The organism is Vibrio sp. 10N.261.54.A5, assembly GCF_041471145.1.
Taxonomy (GTDB): Bacteria; Pseudomonadota; Gammaproteobacteria; order Enterobacterales; family Vibrionaceae; genus Vibrio; species Vibrio crassostreae_C.
In genome coordinates this window covers 1-18892 of the sequence record NZ_JBFRNU010000073.1, presented here as the reverse complement: position 1 = coordinate 18892, position 18892 = coordinate 1, and the positions used below count along the sequence as shown (strand labels likewise).

The following is an 18892-nucleotide window of genomic DNA, read 5'->3' as shown; positions in this document are numbered from 1 at the left end:
ATATTAGATGTGAAATAATATTAGTGGCTAATCTATAGAGTAATTAACTTATATCTATAAAAATTAACCATATTAAATCGAATTAAAAGGTTACTTCTTATCTCGGAAGCTCATGCTCTCATTGTTAAAAGGAGTGTGATAGGTGCATTGATATTTGATGTCGATGATATCGCTGACGATGAATAGATCCCCCGATGCTAAGAAACCTCGGTTGGTGATATTCATCGCCGCGGCATTTTTTTTGCAGCCGAGCAACTCCGCGTCTTCTTTAGATACGTTGATCGCTTGATACGTCGTTAAGTAGCTATCGATCTGAAGACCTTTCGCCAATGCATGTTTCTGGATTGAGCTTTCAATGATCTCGGCATTCATCTCTGGGAAGACACTGACAGGGATCTTGGCTTCTTCAATCTGAACTACTTTGTTGTTAATCAATCGAAGCCGTCTAATTTTCCAGATGTAGTCATTGTCGTCTAAAGAAAAAATCTGCTGTTCGTGGTTATCGGGTAGCGCTTTATTCAACTGGAGCTTTTTATAAGAGATCTCTTCAAAACTGTTTTCAGTGATGGAGTTGTACACCAGTGGTGTACCAATGAGAGAAGTGTTGACGAAGTAACCAGAACCCACCTTAGATTTCACCATGCCAATAGCCTCTAGCTTGGCTAGTGCTTTACGAATCGTGAAACGAGATAATCCATATATTTCAGACAGTTCTCTTTCTGCAGGAAGCTTATGGCCGATACTGTTTTGGCAAATTTTGCTCACAATATCTTGAACAACTAATTCATATTTTTTCATTCTAAAAACTTAAAAAAGCACTCATGGTGATTAAATTATAGTTAACTAAATCAGATACTCAGCGCATTCCGAACTGGCCGATAATTCTAACATAGAAGGCCAATTAGATGATGGGAAATGAGCCGTGTTCTATCGTTAAAATACTTCTGACGGCGCATCGACAATCGTGTCATCTAAAGCTGATCTATGTTGATGGTTGTATCGTTTTGAATATTGAGAAGGCCGTCGTAATGATGGCCTTTTTTGTACTCTATTGATTGTATATTCTAACCAAGGTTTTAAATTTATAAACGTTCGCTATGAATCTTGATGTGCGGCACTTTGTGTCGTTTTTCCATCAATGACATGGTGATACGGGAGTGTGTATGAGTTCTAATGAAATCAAAAATGTGGTGTTTGATGTAGGCAATGTCATTGTGCGTTGGGCACCTCTGGAAATTGCCCGGCTTACTTTTGGTGATACTGAAGAATTGGAGTCTCGAGCTCGTTCTATTTTTCAAAGTACGATTTGGATGGATTTGAACAAAGGGTTCTTGACCGAAAGTGAGGCCAAGCTTCGTTATCAACAAGAACTCGACTTGTCCCCGTTAGAGTGCGATCGCCTGTTCTATTACGTTAAGCAAACGCAGATCTTATTGCATGGTTCTGTCGACCTTATCGAGCGCGTAAAGCGTGCTGGGTATGGTGTGTATGCACTTACCGACAACGTGGTCGAGATTGTTGAACACCTAAAAGCCACCTACGAATTTTGGCCTTTGTTTGATGGCGCAGCCGTATCCGCTGAACTTGGCATGCTTAAACCGCAGCCTGAGATTTACCAAGCGTTGCTTTCAAATAATGGACTGGAGGCTTCAGAAACGGTGTTCATTGATGATATGCCTTACAACGTAGAAGGAGCAAAAGCCGTAGGTATGGCGGGTATTCAGTTTATCGATTCTGCGCAATGTGAGAACGAACTTCGTGCTCTTGGCGTCGAATTTACGTGATCATGTAGCGAAATTCTCAAGCTATCTATTTTAGTCAGGTTTCTCTATGTAGATAATCTAGGTAGGCAAGATAAGTAGAAAAACGACGGATAGAAAAGACTGATAAAAGCTAAAACGAATCGATTAAAAAGAGGCGCTGTTTCATCATGAACATCGCCTCTTTTTCTATTTGTTCTTTTAATGAGCTTTATTTTTCTATTTAACTTTATTGCTCAGTATCCAAATGCCGAATCAACTTGGCTGGAGTGCCGCCGTACAGGCAATCTGGTGGTACATCACTGTTAACCACTGAGTTCGCTGCGATAACAGAGCGAGCGCCAATCGTAACGCCTTGGTTGATGACTGAGTTTCCACCAATCCACACATCGTCTTCGACTGTGATAGGTAGGCAGAAAGTTTCCCATTTACGACGGCTACGATAATCAAGGGAGTGTGATGGCGTATAGAATTGGACGCTTGGTCCAATTAAAACATTGTTACCAATCTTGATATTCGCGCCATCAAGCATCACCACGTTCATGTTGATAAAGGTGTCGTCACCGATCTCGATGGTTTTGCCAAACTCGCAATGAAAAGGAGGACGGACAACGCTGCTTCCTACTTTACCAAACAGATTAGCCTGAAGACTTGGTAGTTGAGTATCGTCTGAACATTGATTCAAGTCTGATAGCGCCTTGCTGGCGTGAGTGCGCATGTGGTCTACCTCATGGTCTGCGCCATCAAAAATCTCGCCGGACAGCATTTTCTCGAGTTCTGTTTTCATTGTTTGCATCCCATTCGTCAACATCGATATTAGAATACGGATAATTGGACATAAAAAAAGAGAAAAGCCTCAGCCTTTCTCTTCCTATTTTGTACCTTTAAGCATTAATGCTAAGTGAGCCCAGCTATTCAGCAAAAGGCGCGCTTTACCAATTAGATTTGCTCAACGAAACCCATTAGGTGCTGTTTCACTTCGTCTGAAGCAAACGCACTTTCTACAGAGTACTTGTAGATTTCTACGTAATCTTCTTTTGTTAGACCGAATGTTTCACACGCACGTTTTACTTCGTTGGTCATGGTAGTGTTCGACACAGTGCGGTTATCTGTGTTGATCGTTACAACGATGCCGTCTTTCTTGAATTCAGCAATTGGGTGGTCGCTGAATTTGTGAATACATTTAGTTTGAACGTTACTTGTTGGGCAAGTCTCAAGTGCAACTTGCTTCTCTTTAACGATGTTGTATGCGTCTTCGTTACCTTGGATGTGGACACCGTGGCCGATACGCTCAGCATCCAACATAGTTACTGCATCGTAAACGTTTTGACCATGCCATTGCTCACCAGCGTGCACGGTAATGCGGTAGCCTTGTTCAATAGCGTATTGCGTGTACTCAGGGAATTCAGCGCAGAAGCCCGGCTTTTCACCGCCTGCAATATCAAACGCAACCACGCCTTTACCAAGGTATGGTTTACCAGCGTCGATTACATCTTTGATTGAGTCTTTCGGGAACATACGAAGTACAGACATGATGTAGTTGCCCTTAATGTCGTATTTCTCTTCTGCACGCTTCATGCCTTTAACCGCACTTGCGATGATTGCATCAAGAGACAAGCCCTTGTTTACGTGAAGAATCGGTGCAAAACGAACTTCTAGGTACTTAACGTTTTCTAGTGCTGCGTCTTCGTAAAGCTCAAAAGAGATACGCTCAATCGCTTCTTCCGTTTGCATCACTTGCAGTGGCAGGCTAAAGCAAGCTAGGTACTCATCAAGGTTTTTGCAATCTTCAGGCACTGTTAGAGACTTTACTACCGCTTCACGGTCTTCTGGAAGTTCGATTCCGTACTGTTTCGCCAGATCAATAATGGTGTCTGGACGAACACTTCCGTCTAGGTGGCAGTGCAGATCAATCTTAGGGAGTGCTAGAAAGTTCATGAGTATTCCTTAGGTCTATTATTTTTTGAGTTATTAACTCATAGGTTACATGGGCTTAAATTAACAAGTTTGTGATATGATTTAAAGTGACATAAAGTCATCATTAATCTGAATTTAAGGAATATCATGGTAGATGTTAAAAGCTTACTCAAATGTGATATGAATTTACTGCTGTGTTTACACGTGTTGCTTGAAGAGCGCAGCGTGAGCAAAACGGCAGAGCGATTGTTCCTTAGTCAGTCTGCGGTGAGTAAACAACTCACTAAGCTGCGTTCTTTGTTTGACGACCCTTTGTTTGAACGTGAGTCAAAAGGCCTGTTTCCAACACCGAAAGCCACCTCTTTAGCGCCTAAAATTCATCAAATCCTTCTGCAAGTTGAACAGCTAACCGTGCCGGACATTTTTGAGCCGAAAGACAGCGAACGTACTTTTAATATCGATCTTGTTGAAACCGCTTATACCGCGATTTACCCTAAATTTATGCCTAACGCGCTAGCAGATGCGCCGAACATTACGGTAAACAGCACTACTTGGAGCAGCGAAACCTTTAAGCGCTTACTAAAGCGTGAGGTCGATTTCGGGATTGGAATTTTTGAGCTCGATGAAAGGGCTAGCACCCACATTCAAAATATCCCTGCCGAGCTAAACCACGTCGAGTTGCTGCAAGATTACTCTGTGTGCTTGATGCGAAATGATCACCCAGTACTTCAAGAAGAGTGGAATCTGCAAGCCTTCCTTAAATACCGTCATATTCAGTTGGTGACCGGTGGCGTTGGCGACTGGTTGCTACTGGAAATCTTGCAAGCCAAACAGCTTCAAATTAACAAAGCCGCCAACGTGTCGGACATCACCAGCGCAGTAAAGCTGTGCAAACAAAGCGATTTGCTGATGTGTTATCCGTACAACTCGGTTCGTGACTATATTGAGAGTGGCGAACTGGTGATGAAGCCGATTCCTATTGAGTTGGTTCCCGGTGGTTTGTTTTTGCTTTGGCACCGTTACTTTGATTCTGAACCAAGCCACAAATGGCTTCGCGACCTCATAGTCAATAAGACCCAAGAACCTCAGCTGTAAACCGCGAGCTACGATGATCAAAACGGCGAAATAAGTTTTTTTAAATTTATTTCGTCTTTTTAGAATGAGCATTGTCTTATTACGGGTGCCAAATGCCCGCCAAGAATGAGATATCTAAATGAATCCAATGCCATCGATTCCGCAACAAGTCATTGAAGATGCTTGTGAGTGGGCAATTATGCACGGTGCGTCGTACTTTTGAACAGTTGAGCTGTCAGCTTTCATCGGGCGATAATCAACGCCTGCTATTGAAAGATGTCGGAGCTGTCGATGTGGTGTATTTAAGAGCTGGCTACCAGTATTCAGATTATTGGGCTCCAGAGCTAAATGAATCGGTGTGTTGCCATACGTTAAGTCAGACTCGCTTGTTTATGGAGCAACACCATGTCGCAATGAACGCGACTATCAGCCAGCAATTAGCGACCAGCAAAACCATGCAAATGCTGCTGACCATGATGTCAGCAGCAGAATACGCCCGCTGGGGTTTAACGCGAGAAGAAGCCGAACTGGTCAAGAGTGTTCTGGCTGATATGAAGCCTATCACCAATGAAGCAATTGAATGGTTTAACACACAAGCTGATAAGCAAGAATGGGAGCTGAAAAACCAAGGTGAGGGCGGTGGTCATTGTGTCTTTGGTGACGACATCAGCGAACAACTGAGCCAGCTTAAACCAGAAGAGTATGACGCGTGGGCATTGATGCAGCGCTTGTACCCGCATGAACGTGACGTGCCGACCATTGCAGTGCGTGACACTCACCAAACGCTCGTGACAGACTTAGTCAGCGAAGTGGGTTTGTTCACCGTTTACTTCAAAGGTGAACCAGTAACAGAGCTAGACGGCTACGCGGGTTACTTGATCCGCAGTAAACCTGCCAGCGAAAATGAAGGTGGAATCCACAGTGGCAAAGGGATTCTCGATTCGTTGGTGTTGATTGATTAGTTGAATCGGCATTAAAAACCAGAACTCATGTTCTGGTTTTTTGTATCTGAGCTCAGTAAAACTTCAGAGTTTGGATAACAACAATCACGCCCCTAACTTGGTAAAGGCCAACGGGGTTTGTCCAGTTTGCTGTTTGAAAAAAGCGATAAACGCACTGTTGGATGAGAACTCTAGCAGATGAGCCACATCAACGACTTGTCGGTTTTCTGAGAGCAGTTCAATCGCTTTAAACAAGCGCCATTGCTGTCGCCACTCTTGGTAAGTCATGCCTGTTTCGGCTTTGAATAATCGAGTAATCGTTTTGGTGCTTGCGCCAACCGAGTTCGCTAATGTCGAGAGGGCTGGGGCAAGAAAGGAAGCGGTTCGGACTTGTTTGCAAAAGCTTTTAAAGCGGCGATCTGTCGGTAGTGGCAAGATAAACGAGTGTTGGTTAGCACTGTAAAACTCTTCCCAGAATAGGTTGGCGGTATTGGTGGTTTGCTCGCGGGCAACATCCCAATCCCAGAAAGCCATCTTATTGATCAGGGCTTTTAAAAGCTCATTCACTTCCACAATTTCAATCGCTTCTGGGCAGGTGTAAATACTGCTATCAAAATAGAGCGACCGATAAGCAACCACATTGGTCATCTGCGCGCGATGTTTGGTATAAGGCGGGATCCACACGGCTTTAGTCGGCGGCAAAATGCAAATGGCGTTTTCTAAGGTCAAGGCGATGCAACCCTGCGGAGCATACAGCAACTGTCCTTTTACGTGGTGATGTATTCCTGAATCATGCTGACCTAGCTCTGCCGCAATCCCTATTACGGGCGCAGGTAAGCTGTCTGCATCAAACTCAATCGTTTCGCTGATTAATGCCATTTGTCCTAATCTTGTTGTTTTTGGTTTTAATGTTGTTAACGAGCCAAGGTTAGTTTCCCCTAGACTCCTCGTCAAGTTCACTGGTCTTGGAAAAATGATGAAAACAAAACCTTCTTTATGGCAAATGGTGCTATTGCTGATGTTCCCTCAAATCGCAGAAACCATCTATAGCCCGACTCTGGATTCAATATCGAAATCCTTTGATGTCAGTTACACACAAGCTGCTCAAACCCTATCGATTTACTTCTCTGCATTTGCGGTGGGTGTGGTGGTATGGGGCGTGTTAGCTGACAAGTGGGGGCGCCGACCAACCATGTTATTGGGCATGGGGTTATTCGCTTGTTCAGCACTCATTGCTATGCAAACCAATAGCTTTGTTTGGTTGATGATAGCCAGAGCCATGGGTGCTTTCGGGCTTGCGGTGGGCTCGGTGGTGACACAAACCATGTTGCGCGATGCCTTTAGCGGCGCGGAACTGGCCAAGGTGTTTGGTTACATGGGGATGGGGCTGTCGATTAGTCCAATCATCGGGCTGCTTCTTGGCGGTCAACTAAGCCAAGCGGGCGGGCATCAATATGTGTTTATTGCCCTGTTTATTATGGTGTTAGTGCTGTTGGCACATAGCCTATGGTCATTGCCTGAAACGCAACAATCTAAGCAGCCATTGCAGTTAAAGTCACTCAGTATTCACATGGTCAAAGATAGCGATATATGGATGTCTGCGTTGCTGGTCGCGTCGTTCAATATTGCACTGTTTTCCTATTATCAATTGGGTTCATTTGCCTTCATTCAACTTGGATTTAGCGTTGAGCAGTTTGGCTACAGCGGCATTGTGCTTGGGTTCGGGACTCTGTTGGGAAGCTTGGTGAACAAGACATTGTTGAAGAGACAAGTGTCTTCAATGTCTCTGATTGGTATCGCAGCAGGGCTTCAAACATTAGGTGCGGTGGGTGTCTATTTTTCACAACACACGATCTGGTTATTGCTTCCAATGATGTTGGTGGTTATGGCGTTTGGCATTGCGATTCCCAATGTATTGAGCCGAGCGTTGGTACGTTACCAATCTCAAGCAGGAAGTGCAGGCGCACTGTTTGGTTTGATGTATTACACCTTGATCGGCTCAGGGCTCGCTTTAGCGGGAATGCTCCAAGATCTAGGTGTAGTGTTGGTACTTTGTGGCGCTTTATCTGTTCTGGTGACGATACGCAGTCGACTCCAGCTTAAACGCTAAGTCTCTCATCTGTATTGATAAATTCCGTGTCCTGTTTGGCGCGGAATTTATCATTTCTTGGTGTGTAAATTTGGATATTGACAGAGGTAGAGTGATCGTTCTACCCTGTAAGTAGAACAATCATTCTACCCTTTGTCGGGTATTGAGAGAGCACTATGTTGAGAGAACAGATTGCAGCAAGCCTTGAAGTGGCGTTTAGCCAGCAAGGTTTTGCTGAGCCGAGTGTTGCACAGCTGAAAACGGCGTGCGATGTAAGCCTAAGAACCTTGTATAAACACTTCCCTTCAAAAGAAGCGATGATCGTTGGTGCCTTGGAGTATCGACACCAACGTTACCTAGATTTCTTGTTGGAAACGTCGCCTGAAAAGGGGCTCGCATCGGTTACTCATATCTTCAACAAGCTTCAACAATGGTTAGAAGAATATGCGCCGCACGGGTGTATGTCGATGAATGCGATGGCCGCGTTTCCCGATAATGAGCTTATCAGCCAAGCGGTTACACAGCATAAAGAACAAGTTCGTTTGCTAATAGGCAAGCAGAGCCTGCGAGAGGAGCTCGCGACACCGCTGTTTTTACTTCATGAAGGAGTATCAAGCGCGTGGCCAGTCTTAGGCGAAGAAGCAGTGGCATCGGCACAGAAGATGGTGACAAAATTACTCAAGGAAACAGTATGAATTTCGAGATACCAAAAACAATGAAAGGCGCAGAGATGCTAGGACACGGCGGGGCAGAAATGCTTGGGTACCGTGAAGACATTGCTGTTCCACAAATTGAGCCTAATGAAGTGCTGATCAAAGTCATGGCAGCAGGCGTGAACAACACCGACATCAACACACGAATCGGTTGGTATGCGAAAAGTGATGATTCAGACGATGCCAGTTGGTCGGGTGAAGCGTTGAAATTCCCTCGCATCCAAGGTGCCGATGTGTGCGGTTTTATTGTAGCTGTTGGTAACGAAGTCTCGGCTGATCGTATTGGTGAGCGTGTTCTGATTGAGCCTTGTTTGACCGAGGTTTATGGACAAGATCTACCACAGCCATGGTATTTCGGATCTGAATGCGATGGTGGTTTCGCTGAATACACCAAAGTAGCAGCTAAGCATGCTTACGCGGTGAACAGCACAATGTCGGATGTTGAGCTAGCGTCTTTCCCATGCTCTTATTCGACCGCAGAAAACATGCTGACTCGCGCCAACGTGGCTGAAGCTGATCGCGTGCTGATCTCAGGTGCATCGGGCGGTGTGGGCTCTGCGGCTATTCAGCTAGCAAAAGCTCGCGGCGCGTATGTTATTGCCATCACTAGCCCAAGCAAGAACCAACAGTTACTTGAACTTGGCGCTGATGAAGTGATTGCCCGTGATGCAGATTTGGTTAACGCGCTAGGCGAAAGCAGCGTGAATGTGGTGATCGATTTAGTTGCTGGTGACAAGTGGCCAGAGTTTCTTGAAGTCCTAAAACCGCATGGCCGTTATGCTGTGTCTGGTGCGATTGGTGGTGCAATGGTTGAGCTTGATGTTCGCACTTTGTATCTCAAAGATCTCAGCTTTTTTGGTTGCACGGTTTTAGAGCCACAGGTATTCCAGAATCTAGTCAACCGTATTGAGAAACAGCAGATTGGCGCCATCGTTGCAGAGTCTTATCCGTTAGCCGATATTCATAAAGCGCAAGATGAGTTTTTAAAGAAAAAACACGTTGGTAAGATCGTGTTGGAAGTGGCAGAGCGCTAGTTTTAGTCAGCTTCACGGTTTAGATTTATGGAAGAGCGAGCAAGCGTTATGTGCTCGCTTTTTTTGTTTCTAGTGAATGCTGGTAGGCACAGTCTCGCAGCCCGTTGAGTAACAGATCCTATACAGCTGAGAAATTAATGATTCATTTGTCACTGTGTGGTTTATGAATTAACTGTGCGATAATCACCGCCGTTATATATTCCGAATTGTTTGATAATCATCTAGGAGCCGTATTGATGTTTAAAAGGGTATTGCAGGCACTATTCTCACCTTTTGTTGATTCAAAAAACAAACCCTCTGCAGAGCTTGCCCAACAAGAGCAACAACAAACCGTTGCTACTGATTCTGTTCAGTCTTCAATTTTTGTTCCGCCGTCGTCCGCTCAGCCATCATCATTAATCGTCGATAAGACGCTTAGCCTTCACGATGGTGAGTTCCTTGATTATTTGTTTGGAGAGTCTCGCCTTCGAACGGAGTCAGACCCATTTAGTGATTTTGTCGCTTGCCAAATCGAACGCTTGATTCGCTCTCCAAAAGCCTTGCTTAATGAACTTCCAGTGATGCCAGCCTCTGTGACCACGTTAATGGGCGAATTACAGAGCGATGAGTTTGATGTCGATACTCTGTTAAGAGTGATTGAGCGCGAGCCGAGTATGGCTGCCGATGTGATTAAACTGGCAAATAGCGCCTTTTACAAACGCAATGAAAAACAGGTTACCGACCTAAAAACAGCATTCTTAAATATGGGTTCTCAAGGGCTCGTTGAAGGGGTGGTGAATAGCTACATGAAGAACTTCACGCCGGGGAACAATATTTACTGGCGTCACTTCGGTGAGAAAATTTGGAATCACAGTGTTCAGACTGCGTCGTTTTCTAAGGAGTTGATGAAAGACTCTTCACCTCAAGAAGATCAAGCAGCGGCATACTTTGTTGGGTTAATTCGCAACTTAGGCAAGATGATCATTTTCCAGATGATGGTAGAAGCCTTCAAGCATGTTGATCCTTCTGTTCCACCTAACTCGTTGGCATTGAAGCGCCTGATGAACAGCTACTCTATTCGCCTGACTTACACCATTGCTAAGTTCTGGGAACTGCCAGAATCAGTGTTGACCGCGATTGGCTACCAAGAGTCTAGCCGATACGAATGCACACCACTTGGTCAAGCTGTGTTTGAAGCTAACTACTTGAGTGAGCTGTGCTATTTACTGGAAGAACAAACGATTGAAGTCGAGCAATTTAAGCGCAGATGCAAAGAGACACTGATGTCTCCGGCTGCATACAAAGTGGCTAACCGTATCTATAAAGAGTCTGAATTATCGCTAGTGAGCTAACCCTTAGCCTATTCGACCTACGCTGTGACTGAACATAATGATTGGTTGCAGCTTGGTTGGGCTAGGTTGTGAAATACATTCAGCTACGAAATACGCTTACAAATGGCTAATCCACAGCTTGTCGAGTTCGCACCAACCGAAACCATTTACTTGTGCGCCGTGTATCTTTTCAGAAACCTCTAAGTTGAACGCCTCTTGCTTGAGCTCAGTCACAACCCCAGATTCATGCAACCAATGCCGGAGCGACAACAGTGCATTCATCGCTAACTCAAAGTCTGGTTGGTTTGTTATTGAGGCTAAGCCTTGTTCGATTGTCTCTAGCATCTCAGAAGGTAAAGTTAATTCCTCAAACGGGAAGCGAGTGAAAAAGCTTAACCACGAAGTGAAGGTGTCGTTCTCATCAATAATACTGCACAGCGCGACGTCTTTGGTAGTTAGGTAGTGAGTTAGGTAGTGCCCATATTCCACGCTGGTTTTGTGGTCGCCAGACACTGACAACTGATCGAAAAGGGCTTGGCATTCAGAGGTGTCTTCAACGGTGAACTCACGAACGGTTGAAGACAACATCGGGCTTTGAATCTTAAAGAAGGTTGAGCCGAAATCCGGTTGGGAAGAATGGTCATCCCCACGCACGGTGGTCGTCTTCTCGGGCAGTTTCACGCACACCTGATTTTGAGCGCAGGCTTTGCTCTGTGCCCATTCCTGATAGACCCACAACTCGACTCGATTCAGAATCGGCGTGCTGTGTGAATAGGCGCTATTGCGGCTCAATCTCAACATCTTGCTTGAGAAGATGTCTAATGAGAACGCGCCAGATCCAATCAGCCTATCAGTCGGTGATGAGTGATCGAATACGGAGGCTTCAGCCCTAGCAAGTAGGCGCGGTAAATGCCAATCAGGTTGATTCAACTTTACGACAACCACATTGCCTGCCGAGACAGAGACCTCATCAATATGCTGATAACAGCGACGCCATATTTTGCTTTGGCAGAGAGAGTTAAGGTTGCGTGCTATGTCTTGAGGTTCGAGTGTTCTTCCGTTATGAAAGTGAACACCATTGCGAATCTGAAAGTGCCACTGTGTCGCATCTTGATTAGGCTGCCAATGATAAGCCAGATCGCCGCTGAGTTTGCTGTGCTTAACGGAGGTTAGGCGTTGGCAAACTTGCATAACTAAGAAACGTTCGGTGCGTCTAAGCACGCGTTGAGGGTGAAGCGCTTCGAGTTCTCGGTGAAACGGGATGTACGCGATATTCTGCGCCGACGGATTGGTATTGCTTAGAAAGGCTTGTAACTCAGCGCTAGCATTGCGGCCGTTGAAGCTTAAGGTGTTAAACACCTGTTCTATGTTGCCTGCATCTGCTTGGGTTTGCGCGTATTGGTAACACGCCTCAATGGGTTCAACCAGACACGTGAGTTGTGCCTTCTTGCTGCGGCCTGAGCTAGCTTGCCACTCAATCCAGCCTTGTGCTGTCATCGCTTTGAGTAAGGTCTGAACGTGACGTTCACTCACGTGCAGCAGTGTGGCCAGTTGGTTGACCTGACAGTGTGATACTCCAGGCCCAAAAGCCTGAAATATCTTTTCATACAGTTCAAGCTTACGCTTAAGGTTGCCCAATTTGCTTTTCCTAACGACGAGGTTGAGTTAAATGTGAATAGCCAGAATCAATCAGTGCGTTTTCCATCGTATCGAGAACTCGAGAGGTTATCTCTGAGCTCAGGATATTCGATTCAGTTTTGCCTTGAAGCACCAAATCTGAAAAATGGTCGATTTCAAACTCGAATCCATTCCCTATCACTCGGTAGTTAATGGTCGACTTTTTGCCTTGATGTTCAATCTCAATAAAGGCCGGATTCCACCATTTTTCGTGAATGGTGATTTTGGTTTCAGGTCCACTCAAGTGTGCTGATCGGGGAAGGTTTTGCACTGTTGATGCCGATATCTTACCGCTTATATCACCAGAGAATGTAAAGCATGCATTGGTATCAACATTCGCTCCCTCATAAAGACACGACATCTCTACCTGAGGTTTTGAAGGGTTTACACCCAGCGTTCGGCACAGATCGTAAAAGAACCAAAGCCCATAGACCCCAACATCGAGTGTTGCTCCGCCTGACAAATCCGGATTGAAGATAAACAAATCGGGCTCATAGTCATGATGGTTACCAAAGCTGGCTTCGATTGAATCTATCTGAATGTTGTTATCGACCAAGAATGATTGGAGCTCACGATATGCGGGAAACACCACGGTTTTCATTGCTTCTAACAGCATCACGCCATTTTGCTTCGCGAGAGCTTTCATCTCAAGCCAGTCAGCAAGGTTGGTAAAAGCCGGCTTCTCGACCAATACGTGCTTATTGTTCTTTAGAAACAGTTCGGCGAGTGGCTGGTGGTATGGGTGAACCGTAGCGATGTAAACCGCTTCAACACTTGGGTCATTCGCCATCTCTTCATAAGAACCATACGCCTTGTCGCAAGCAAACTTGTTGGCGAACGTGGCTGCGCGTGAGTGATCTCTTGCGGCAACGGCATACAATTCACCATGCAGACAATGCTCTGTGACTGCGGTAGCGAATCGATTGGCGATATTGCCTAGCCCTGCGATACCCCATTTGATTTTTCGTTGCGTGTCGCTCATCAGTTACTCCAAATCGTTGTTTTGTATCAGTGTACTCAGAGACGTCACATACAAATAGAGAACAGATTTCTCAACCTGTTCTCTATTTATTTTATTCTAGTTGAAGCTCAGGATTAGCTCTGTATTGAGTGTTTCCAATCGGCTAGGGCTTTAATGTGTTTTGGCCCGATGCCACAACAGCCACCGATAATATTCGCGCCCAGTGCATGCCAGCGTTTAGCGTAAGTTAAGTAACCTTGGTCATCCAGCTCACGCATTTCTTGAAACATGTCATTCGCTTCATGTTCGTTGCTGATAGGCGCAAAGTTATTGGCATAGACACCAATTTCTAAATCACGGCCTAGCTCATCGTTCACTTTCTTGGCATCGATAATGGCTTGATCCATCACTTCAGGCACTGAACAGTTAAACATAATGCCTGTCGCGTTTGATTGGCAGGCAAGTTTGATGGCGTCTGTTACGCTCTCGCCAGAACGAATATTGGCAGAATCGCCCTTGGTATCTTCCAAACTGAATGCGTAGTAACACGGCTTATCTGACTGCTTAAGAACCGCATGAATGGATTCGAACTCTTGCAGGCTGCAGATGGTTTCCGCTATCCAAAGATCGATGTTTAGATCCTGGGCATCGTAAAGCGTTTGAATGATTGGCGCTGCCTCTTCTACCTTAAACAAGTCTGGTCGGTAGCTGCCAAATGGCGGTGGAATCGCGCCCGCCACTTTCACTGTGTGGGTAGCATTGTCTGCAACTGCTTTAGCCAGCTCACCAGACAGTGTGGCTAGTTCAAAACCGCGTTGCTCGAACAGCTCTGCACCCAAGTGAAAAGGCACACAGGCGTAGCTATTGGTGATTAGGATTTCAGCACCTGCATCGACAAAGTTTTGATGCGCTTGGCTAACAAATTCGGGTGCTTCAATCAGCGCTTGAGCACTCCAAAGCGGTTGAGAAAATGGCGCGCCAATTTCTTTGAGTTCTCGGCCCATGCCGCCATCAAGTATGGTTAGTGTTTTCATATTCAATACTATCTAAACAATTGCTGAAGTTCTGCCGCCACCATAGCAGACAACCTTGTCAGACAGAAGCCATCAAGCCAAGGTTCAACTATCGATGAGGGAGTTTCGTTATAAGCCGTCTAGCGGGCTAGTCGTGCCACTAAAGTGTTGCCCAATAACGTGAGTGTAAATCTGAGTTGTCTTAACATCACTGTGCCCCAGTAGCTCTTGAACCGTTCTGATATCGGAGCCTGACTTTAGAAGTTGCGTAGCAAAACTGTGCCTGAAAGTATGACAACTAATTCGCTTGTGGCGCAATTTATTAGAGTTAGTCGCCTTCTTCAGCGTTTTTCGGAGTACCGAATCATGTAGGTGGTGTCGGCATACGATCCCCGACTCAGAGTGTTGAGTGACGGATTTTGATGGGAATAGGTACATCCAAGCAAGTTGTCGATAGGCACTAGGGTATTTTTTACCTAATCGGTGAGGCAAAGATGGCCCAAACCCATTCAAGTTATCTTTAGCGAGCAGAACTGCAACTTGTGAAATTTTGTCTTGTATAGCTTCAGTGAGTGAAAAACTTAAAATTGTCACTCGGTCTTTATTTCCTTTCCCATTGTGAACAGTGAGAGACCCTTGTTTTAGATCTATATCTTGTACTCGAAGCCTCAGGCATTCCGATACTTTCAAACCTGAACCATACAACAAGCGAAAAAACAGTTGATATTTAGGATCTATTTCATTGATCACCGAGATAGCTTCCGCATGATTGAGTACGCTAGGAATTTTTCGAGACCGAGTCGCATAGCTAAACCCTAAGTCTCCTAGAGGTTGCTTAATAAATTGATTGTATAAATAGGCTAGAGCATTGAGAGCTACCTTTTGAGTATTGATGGCTACTTTTTTTTGATTAGCTAAATGAGAAAGAAAGGAGACAACTTCAGCGGCATGCATCTGTTCAGGGTGTTTAAGCTTATGAAAATGAATGAAGTATTTTATCCAGTAACAGTAGGCTTTGATTGTCTTGCGACTATAGCCTCGCATCGTCATATGTTCGCAAATTGCCTGCATGAATTGACTCGCCATATATTCCCCTCACAAAATCTGTACATACAGACAGTTTATTGCTTGTTGAATAATTAATGACTTAAAAAAGAGTGGTTTTTAACTCTGATTGAGCACGAATTTAACGAGAGGCTTATTTTAAATTATTGATTATACTGCAGATTTATGGGTGGTTAAGAATGAGGCCGAGCGTTACATAGTCGGCAATATGTGCTTGCACGTTTTCACACTTATTGTTTAGACCCACTTTTATATTAAATGCATAGCATTCAGTTGGTTATGAGTGACCTTTTTGATATGTTAAGCGGATGGATTCGTGCTTGCACAATATTAAAATGTTATGGCGCAGTCAGACTTTGAAGTCAGTCGCAGCACTTCAATCATAATTCTCGATAAACTTTGATAAAGCCCTAGATTTAAAACTAGCGTGCGCATAGCGAGGTGAAGATGGAAAAGGCAGAGTTCATTCAAAAACACCTAATTGAGAAGGGTGTCCCTGCAGATTTAACTAAGCCAACAGGGTTTATTTGGTCTAGATATAAAGACCCTTCCCAAAAGCCTCTAGTTTTTCAATCGCCTGCAAAAATACTCATAACCCATGGTTTATTTATGGGGCTATTATGGGGAGCGTTGATGTGGGTGTTTTTTTGGCATTCAGAGCCAAGTAATTGGGTAACGTATCTTGTCTCAGCATCTCTATTTGGTATTTGTATGGGACTTATCAACGTATTTCGCACCATTAAGGCTCGAAAGCTTTTGGGCGAAACAAACTGGGAAAAGTGGTGTCAGCAACACTACAAGTAAAGCGCCATAACAAGACGCTAAACAGTGACCCGTAACGCGTGGCATTTTTGCTTCGCAAAAGTGTATGCCACGGTTTCGGGCACGTTAGCTTGGCGTTAGCTTCCCTGGCGTGAAACTGTGCTACAGGGAATAATCATCATTAAGGAGAATTAAATCTATGGTTGCCGTCTACTTTGTTATTGCTGCATTTTTATATTGGCCATTTAGAAAATGGGTTGCTACTGCTGAGGCTCCAGCCATATCAGCCTTACTATGGCCGTTAATAGTTGTATTTTTTCTTGGGATGTTGATTATTTCCCCATTTATCAAAAACAAAGACTAGGGGTATGTGAATGTTTTCAAAATCAGTTTTTCCGTTTCTTGGGGTGGTAATTGGCGGAGTAGTAGGTGGTATTGGGGGAGCTATTGCTGGTTTTTTTATTGCTGCAGTTCTTCATGGAATCATTCGTGGCTTGTTTATGCGTGCTGCTATAAACGAAAATAAATCGGACTTAGACACTCTTGTAAGTAAAGCAGAAAGTGACCCAGAAATTGCTGCCAAAATCCATCAATTAGCAGCTTTAAAAAGAATGGAGAATGTCCATAGCTTATATGAATCAGGTCAAGCTATGTCGTCATTACCGGCCGATGAACAGCAAGCTTACGTTATCATGCTCGATTTCATGCAGAAAAACTCAGCAGCAAGCGGGGAGTTAGATCAGTTTAACGAGTTCTTAAATATGGTGAAAACAATCCACTTTAAAGGCAACTCTATTCTAGGCTCTTACTTGAGGCAAGTAAGTTAAGAATGTGTGAAATAGCGTAAATAATAAATGCGCTTGCCCCTTTACTTGCTGCAATAGCGGCAGTGGCCGCAGCAATTGCAGCAATTGCAGCATTTAAAGCTAATGAAATATCTGGTGCACTTAAGAAGTTGCAGAAAAATAGCATACTGAATCAGAGAGAAATTCAATTACTAAACCGAGCGCTAGAGCTACTGAAAATATATGAAGTTTGGTGCACTAATAATGGCGCTGGAAGTAATGTGAATTTTCATGAGAGCAAGGAATCAAACTACGATACGAGGGATGACGCATGGAGCCAAATCCCAAGAGACATTAAGTATGTCCTTATCCAGCTTTCGTCGCATAGTGAACGGTTGGAGCAATTACTTTCTGAGTGGGAGCTAGGCTTTATTGAAAAAGCAGCAGACACATACATAATCAAAGACGAAGGTGTAAAAGAGAAGATAAAATCATTGCGAGAAATTGTAGCTGGTGGTTTGTGAAGCTAACAAGTTGCTGCACTCGGATAAATTACTCGCTTCGCTCCCAATTTACCGGTGAGCAAAGCGTTATGTGCTTGGAGGCTAAATGGTAAAGTTCACAGAGAAAGAGTTAGATGCTGTGTTGAATAATGCAGTTGAAACCAATCCTGATTTTCTGAGATGGTTCGTTCATCAGACGAAATTTAGAAGTGGTGGATACAAGTACCTGTGGTCTCGTTCAGACCATCCTTGGGGAATAATTGACTTCGAAAGGCTTGATCCTGCAACTAATGGTACAGTGACCGAAAGGCGTCAATCCGAAACAGATATTCTGGTGGTACTTGAGGGGCAAGATGGTGGCAGGGTCGCTCTCCACATAGAGAACAAATTATCCGACGGGCACTTTACGGAATATCAAGCGGAAATGTATTCGCAAAGAGCTAAACAATGGATGAACAAAGAGAAGTTTAAGAACTATACAGACTTCCAAACCATCCTAATTGCTCCTCAATTCTTTTATAATAACAACATAGAGAAAGCTAGGTTGTTTGATTGCTATATAAGCCATGAAGATATTGGTAAGTATCTGGCGAAGTTCGCTTTAGAACGCACATAACAAATAAGGATTAAGGTGTTGCGCAGCCAACACTAAATCCCGAGTGTTGAACAAGCCCGAAGCCACTTTATTAAGTAAATTGTACGATTGAACTTGAAGGGCACATCGCTTTGAGGCTTTTCTCAAAGCGAGCGAAGCTAAGATAAGGTTGCGATAGCAATCATATCAATCAGTTAGCTATTTTTCGTTTCTTTCGTCGTTACATCTCCTCTGCTCTCGTCAATGCCATTCTCCTTGTTATCAATGCCTTTCGGCTAGATGGGTCGACTTACTCCAACACACGCCATCTGATGCTGACAGCAAGGGCATACTCGTATTGCTTTGGTTCTTATCGGTGCGGTTAGCGGCGGCATTATATAGAGCAAGTTCAATAACAACAGTTGAATGCGGGCTCTTAAGGCGTGTGCTTGACCACGTAAAAAACCGTAATCTCGTACTCGCTGCAACCCTTTGGGCAGCGCGTGCTGCAAAATGAGCAGTAAGAACTTCAGAGTGGGCAAGGTGCGCGTTCGCCATGCATTGGTCTGGCTCTCTTTATAGCGGAAGGTGACAGTATCATCTGTGATACTGATGATGTCTTCATCAGGCAGCACACCACGATAGAGATAGCGAGCCAAATAGCTCAACGCAGCCTGACCGTATCCCACTTGTCTGCAATCGACCACCCATTGT

The 18892-nt window shown here is 44.5% G+C and carries 19 protein-coding genes and 1 pseudogene; 11 read left to right on the top strand and 9 right to left on the bottom strand.

Going from position 1 to position 18892, the window contains the following annotated elements; all coding sequences use genetic code 11:
* Positions 1 to 90: 90 nt before the first annotated feature.
* Positions 91 to 798 (bottom strand): GntR family transcriptional regulator, encoded by a 708-nt coding sequence (locus AB4329_RS20525; protein ID WP_372139194.1) that lies wholly within the window; start codon positions 796 to 798, stop codon positions 91 to 93.
* 365 nt (positions 799 to 1163) lie between these two features.
* Here AB4329_RS20525 and AB4329_RS20520 point away from each other — a divergent pair, with 365 nt between their 5' ends.
* The gene (locus tag AB4329_RS20520) at positions 1164 to 1784 is read left to right on the top strand and encodes an HAD family hydrolase (RefSeq protein WP_372139192.1); all 621 of its coding nucleotides are present in this window, start codon (positions 1164 to 1166) and stop codon (positions 1782 to 1784) included.
* Between the two features lie 205 nt (positions 1785 to 1989).
* On the opposite strand, the gene AB4329_RS20515 is transcribed toward AB4329_RS20520, so the two are convergent.
* Together AB4329_RS20515 and add are read right to left on the bottom strand one after the other, a co-directional pair.
* Positions 1990 to 2547, bottom strand: a complete 558-nt coding sequence (locus AB4329_RS20515) for a sugar O-acetyltransferase (RefSeq protein WP_372139191.1) — start codon at positions 2545 to 2547, stop codon at positions 1990 to 1992.
* A gap of 152 nt (positions 2548 to 2699) precedes the next feature.
* Entirely contained in the window at positions 2700 to 3698 is a 999-nt protein-coding gene (add, locus tag AB4329_RS20510; protein WP_372139190.1) for an adenosine deaminase, read from the bottom strand.
* 126 nt (positions 3699 to 3824) lie between these two features.
* On the opposite strand from add, the gene AB4329_RS20505 reads away from it, so the two are divergent.
* Together AB4329_RS20505 and AB4329_RS20500 are read left to right on the top strand one after the other, a co-directional pair.
* On the top strand, positions 3825 to 4772 hold the full coding sequence (locus AB4329_RS20505) for a LysR family transcriptional regulator (RefSeq protein ID WP_017061092.1): 948 nt from the start codon (positions 3825 to 3827) through the stop codon (positions 4770 to 4772).
* Between the two features lie 182 nt (positions 4773 to 4954).
* A pseudogene (locus AB4329_RS20500) lies at positions 4955 to 5713 on the top strand (glutathione synthase); the annotation flags it as partial.
* An 84-nt stretch (positions 5714 to 5797) separates the two neighbouring features.
* On the opposite strand, the gene AB4329_RS20495 reads toward AB4329_RS20500, so the two are convergent.
* A complete protein-coding gene (locus AB4329_RS20495; protein ID WP_372139188.1) occupies positions 5798 to 6571 on the bottom strand; it encodes a helix-turn-helix domain-containing protein in 774 nt (257 codons plus the stop codon).
* A gap of 97 nt (positions 6572 to 6668) precedes the next feature.
* Between AB4329_RS20495 and AB4329_RS20490 the strand changes: the two genes are divergently transcribed.
* From AB4329_RS20490 to AB4329_RS20475, 4 genes are all read left to right on the top strand, one after another.
* Complete coding sequence (locus AB4329_RS20490) at positions 6669 to 7802, top strand: multidrug effflux MFS transporter (protein WP_372139187.1); 1134 nt, start codon at positions 6669 to 6671, stop codon at positions 7800 to 7802.
* 155 nt (positions 7803 to 7957) lie between these two features.
* Positions 7958 to 8476, top strand: a complete 519-nt coding sequence (locus tag AB4329_RS20485) for a TetR/AcrR family transcriptional regulator (RefSeq protein WP_372130848.1) — start codon at positions 7958 to 7960, stop codon at positions 8474 to 8476.
* Positions 8473 to 9528, top strand: coding sequence for an alcohol dehydrogenase family protein (locus AB4329_RS20480; RefSeq protein ID WP_372139186.1), 1056 nt, complete (start codon positions 8473 to 8475; stop codon positions 9526 to 9528). The genes AB4329_RS20485 and AB4329_RS20480 overlap by 4 nt, the downstream gene beginning before the upstream one ends.
* A 236-nt stretch (positions 9529 to 9764) precedes the next feature.
* Positions 9765 to 10859: an HDOD domain-containing protein gene (locus tag AB4329_RS20475; protein ID WP_372139184.1), complete on the top strand. Its 1095-nt coding sequence runs from the start codon at positions 9765 to 9767 to the stop codon at positions 10857 to 10859.
* Positions 10860 to 10955: 96 nt separating this feature from the next.
* Here the strand turns inward: AB4329_RS20475 and AB4329_RS20470 are convergent, their stop codons facing one another.
* The 4 genes from AB4329_RS20470 to AB4329_RS20455 all read right to left on the bottom strand — a co-directional run bounded on the left by AB4329_RS20470 (position 10956) and on the right by AB4329_RS20455 (position 15575).
* The gene (locus AB4329_RS20470; protein WP_372139183.1) at positions 10956 to 12476 is read right to left on the bottom strand and encodes an SgrR family transcriptional regulator; all 1521 of its coding nucleotides are present in this window, start codon (positions 12474 to 12476) and stop codon (positions 10956 to 10958) included.
* A gap of 10 nt (positions 12477 to 12486) precedes the next feature.
* Entirely contained in the window at positions 12487 to 13497 is a 1011-nt protein-coding gene (locus tag AB4329_RS20465) for a Gfo/Idh/MocA family protein (RefSeq protein ID WP_372139181.1), read from the bottom strand.
* A 113-nt stretch (positions 13498 to 13610) separates the two neighbouring features.
* Positions 13611 to 14510 carry a homocysteine S-methyltransferase family protein gene (locus AB4329_RS20460; RefSeq protein WP_372139179.1) on the bottom strand — a complete coding sequence of 300 codons (900 nt, stop codon included), beginning with the start codon at positions 14508 to 14510 and terminating at the stop codon, positions 13611 to 13613.
* A gap of 108 nt (positions 14511 to 14618) precedes the next feature.
* Positions 14619 to 15575 (bottom strand): integron integrase, encoded by a 957-nt coding sequence (locus AB4329_RS20455; protein ID WP_372139178.1) that lies wholly within the window; start codon positions 15573 to 15575, stop codon positions 14619 to 14621.
* Positions 15576 to 16001: 426 nt separating this feature from the next.
* Between AB4329_RS20455 and AB4329_RS20450 the strand changes: the two genes are divergently transcribed.
* The 4 genes from AB4329_RS20450 to AB4329_RS20435 all read left to right on the top strand — a co-directional run bounded on the left by AB4329_RS20450 (position 16002) and on the right by AB4329_RS20435 (position 18220).
* Positions 16002 to 16358, top strand: a complete 357-nt coding sequence (locus AB4329_RS20450; protein WP_372139177.1) for a DUF6404 family protein — start codon at positions 16002 to 16004, stop codon at positions 16356 to 16358.
* Between the two features lie 332 nt (positions 16359 to 16690).
* Complete coding sequence (locus tag AB4329_RS20445; protein WP_372139176.1) at positions 16691 to 17143, top strand: hypothetical protein; 453 nt, start codon at positions 16691 to 16693, stop codon at positions 17141 to 17143.
* A 62-nt stretch (positions 17144 to 17205) separates the two neighbouring features.
* A complete protein-coding gene (locus AB4329_RS20440; protein WP_372139174.1) occupies positions 17206 to 17625 on the top strand; it encodes a hypothetical protein in 420 nt (139 codons plus the stop codon).
* An 85-nt stretch (positions 17626 to 17710) separates the two neighbouring features.
* Entirely contained in the window at positions 17711 to 18220 is a 510-nt protein-coding gene (locus AB4329_RS20435) for a hypothetical protein (RefSeq protein ID WP_372139173.1), read from the top strand.
* A 254-nt stretch (positions 18221 to 18474) separates the two neighbouring features.
* On the opposite strand, the gene AB4329_RS20430 is transcribed toward AB4329_RS20435, so the two are convergent.
* On the bottom strand, positions 18475 to 18892 hold a 418-nt coding region (locus AB4329_RS20430), incomplete at its 5' end, for a transposase (protein WP_372139171.1).